Raw genomic sequence first — 3,465 nt, 5'->3', positions numbered from 1 at the left:
TTGATCTCTACCCGGCTTAATCCCGGGCCAGGGCCTCGATCGGATCCAACCGCGCCGCATTCCTCGCCGGCACAAACCCGAACACAATCCCGATCAACGTTGAACACGCAAACGCCGTCACCACCGACCCCAGGGAAAACACCATTTCCCACTCTTTCACAAACAACGAAAACAGATAGCCGATGGCGAATGACAGCGAAATGCCGATCATCCCGCCAATCAGGCAGACCATCACCGCTTCCACCAGGAACTGCTGGCGAATATCCGATTGCCGCGCGCCCACCGCCATGCGAATCCCGATCTCACGGGTGCGCTCGGTCACCGACACCAGCATGATATTCATCACCCCGATGCCCCCCACCAGCAACGAAATCACCGCGATCAACGACAGCAGCAACGCCAGGGAGCGGCTGGTTTTCTGCACCGTCTGCATGATGCTGTCGAGGTTGTTGGTGAAGAAATCCTTGGTGCCGTGGCGCTGCAACATCAGCTTGGTGACGTTCTCTTCCACCACTTTGCTCGGCTGGCCGTCCTTGATACGCACGGTGATGCTGTCCAGATGGCGCTGGCCCAACAGCCGCCCCGCGGCCGTCTCATACGGCACCCACACGTTCAGCGCCTTGCTGGCGGCAAACATGTTTTTGTTGTCCGCCGTCACCCCGATCACCGTGCACGGCAGGCTGCCCACCAGGATCACCTGGCCCAACGGATCCACCCCGGGCCCGAACAACCGATGGCGCGTATTGTGGTCGATCACCACCACCTGGGCCTGGCGTCGGGCGTCGCTTTCGCTGAAGGTAATCCCGGCTTCGAGCTTCAGGCCCTTGACCTGGAAGTAGCGGTCGCTGACGCCATTGACCTGGGCATCCAGGTCGATGTTGCCGTAACGCAATAACAGGTTGCGCCCCACCACCGGTGTGGCGCTGTCGACGTAATACAGCTGGTTCAGCGCCTCCACATCCGACGGCAACAATGTCTCGATGGCCGAGGCGCGGCTGTCGCCGAAACTCTTGCCGGGGAAGATGTCGATGGTGTTGCTGCCAATGGCCTGGATGTCCTTGAGCACATAGCGCTTCGCGCCTTCACCGATGGCCGAGATCGACACCACCGAGGTAATGCCGATGACGATGCCGAGCATGGTCAGCAAGGTGCGCATGCGATGGGAAATCAGCGCAACCCAGGCCATGTTGAAGGCCTCCTTGAACAGCCCGAGGCTGGCCACCAACTTGCGCGCACCGCTGCGCTTGGGCTCGATGGGCGCTTCGGTGGGCAGGTCGAGGCCGACGCTCTCATTGGCGCGGTCACTGACGATCTCGCCATCGCGCACCTCAATGATCCGCTGGGCATTCGCCGCGACTTTCGGGTCGTGGGTGACGATGATCACGGTGTGCCCGGCGGCGTGCAGCTCGGCCAGGATGCGCATCACTTCCTTGCCGCTGTGGGTGTCGAGGGCCCCGGTAGGTTCATCGGCGAGGATCACTTCGCCGCCGTTCATCAAGGCCCGGGCGATACTCACCCGCTGTTGCTGGCCGCCGGAAAGCTGGCTCGGACGATGGGTCAAGTGCCCCGACAAACCCAGGCGAGCCAACAACTCTCCGGCGCGGCTATGCCTGGCGGTTTCCGGCGTACCGGCATAAATCGCCGGCATTTCCACGTTATGCAACGCGCTCAGATGCGCAAGCAGGTGGTAACGCTGAAAGATAAAACCGAAGTAGTCGCGGCGCAGTTCGGCCAGTTGCTCATCCCCCAGGGTGCGGGTTTCGATGCCATTGATCTTGTAGCTGCCGGCGGTGGCGTAGTCGAGGCCGCCGAGAATGTTCATCAGGGTCGATTTACCCGAGCCCGAGGCCCCGGTGATCGCGACCATTTCTCCGGCATTGATGGTCAGGTCGATGCCCTTGAGGGCAATGAACTCGCGGTCACCGGCCATGAAACTGCGGACGATGCCTTTAAGCTCCAGCAGTGGCTGAGTCATCAATCAGCCCCCCGCCACGGCGGGCGATGGATCACCGATCACCACCTTGTCGCCTTCGGCCAGGCCATCAAGGATCTGCACCTTGACGTTGTTGTTGATGCCGGTCTTCACCTGTCGCGTGTTGGCCTTGCCCTTGGCGTCCAGCACCCGCACCGGGAAGCTGCCGTCGGCATTGCGCGGGCCGAGTGCGGCCACCGGCACGGTCAGTGCGGCCTTGGCGGTGTCGAGCACGATCCGCACCTGGGCGGTCATGGCGATGCGCAGGCGGTGGTCGGGGTTGGGTACGTCGAACAGCGCGTTATAGAACACCGCGGTGTTTTGTTTTGGGGTGCCGGCGGTCTGGGTTTCGAGGAAGTTTTGCGGGGCCGGTTCAGTGCCGCGCAGTTTGGCGTAGTAGCGTTTGTCGGCCTCGCCGAGGATGGTGAAATACACCTGCTGGCCGGGGCTGATGTGGATCACGTCGGCCTCGGAGACCTGGGCCTTGACGGTCATGGTGTCCAGGTCTGCCAGCTTAAGCAGGACCGGCGCCAGTTGGCTGGCGATCACGGTTTGGCCTTCCTGAGTCACGATGCCCACCACATCGCCGTCGATCGGCGCGACGATGCGGGTGTAGGCCAGGTTGATCTTGGCGGTGTCGATCTGGATGTGGGCGCTTTTGATCTGGGCGTCGAGGGACATCAGATTGGCGCGCTGTACCTCGTAGTTGGACTCGGCGGTTTCGAAGTCCTGGCGGGACACGGATTCGTCCTCTTGCAGGCCCTGGTAGCGCTCGTAGACGGATTTGGTTTCCTTGAGTTGAGCCGCGGTGGCGCGGCGTTGGGCCTGAAGGTTTTCTTCGTCGACCTCGGCTTTGCGCAGGGTGTTTTGCAGGATCAACGGGTCGATTTCGGCGAGCCATTGGCCCTTCTTGACCTTGTCGCCGACCTTTACCTTCAAGGATTTGAGCTGGCCGGAGACCTGGGCACCGACGTCGACCTGCTTGACGCCTTCGAGCAAGCCGGTGGCCAGGACGGCGTTTTCGATGTCACTGCGTTCGGCGGTGGCGGTCAGGTATTGCGGCGCGTCTGCCGGGGCCTGCACGGTGTAGATAATCAGGCCCGCTGCGACGGTCAACACCAGGGCCAATCCTGCTTTTCGATACTTTGACTTTTCCATAAATGACCATAAGAGGGGTTGAAATGGGTCCGGCTTTTGGCTCGAAGTACATATCCGTTTTTTGGGTAACGGCTGATATGGGTTCCGCTCTTACAGCGGCCAGCGTGGTTTAACGGGGCGCCTGAGATCAAAAGCGGGCACGGTCCAAATGTGGGAGCGGGCTTGCTCGCGAAGGTCGTTAACGATGACGTTGGCATCCTGAATGAACGCGGCGCCCTCAGGTTTTTCGCGAGCAAGCTCGCTCCTACAGGCGTTTGCCAAAAGTGACCCGCTGTAAGAGCGGAACCCTAAGTGGCCGTTACCGCAGCAACGGATATGTACACCATCAAAAGCCC

2 protein-coding genes are annotated in these 3,465 nt (G+C 61.2%); both read right to left on the bottom strand.

What is annotated here, in order from left to right; genetic code table 11:
• Positions 1 to 16: 16 nt before the first annotated feature.
• Entirely contained in the window at positions 17 to 1,975 is a 1,959-nt protein-coding gene (locus tag SNL23_RS08290) for a MacB family efflux pump subunit (RefSeq protein ID WP_076016696.1), read from the bottom strand.
• Between the two features lie 3 nt (positions 1,976 to 1,978).
• Positions 1,979 to 3,130, bottom strand: coding sequence for a macrolide transporter subunit MacA (gene macA / locus SNL23_RS08285; protein WP_318301993.1), 1,152 nt, complete (start codon positions 3,128 to 3,130; stop codon positions 1,979 to 1,981).
• Between the last annotated feature and the right edge of the window lie 335 nt (positions 3,131 to 3,465).

The organism is Pseudomonas sp. SED1 (genome assembly GCF_034044025.1).
Taxonomy (GTDB): domain Bacteria; phylum Pseudomonadota; class Gammaproteobacteria; order Pseudomonadales; family Pseudomonadaceae; genus Aquipseudomonas.
The sequence above is the reverse complement of the archived record's forward strand: the minus strand, read 5'-3'. Positions and strand labels throughout refer to the sequence as shown.

Bases quoted from the DNA above. Each gene is read 5' to 3' on its own strand.
- macA (WP_318301993.1), bottom strand. From the start codon at position 3,130: ATGGAAAAGTCAAAGTATCGAAAAGCAGGATTGGCCCTGGTGTTGACC.
- SNL23_RS08290 (WP_076016696.1), bottom strand. From the start codon at position 1,975: ATGACTCAGCCACTGCTGGAGCTTAAAGGCATCGTCCGCAGTTTCATG.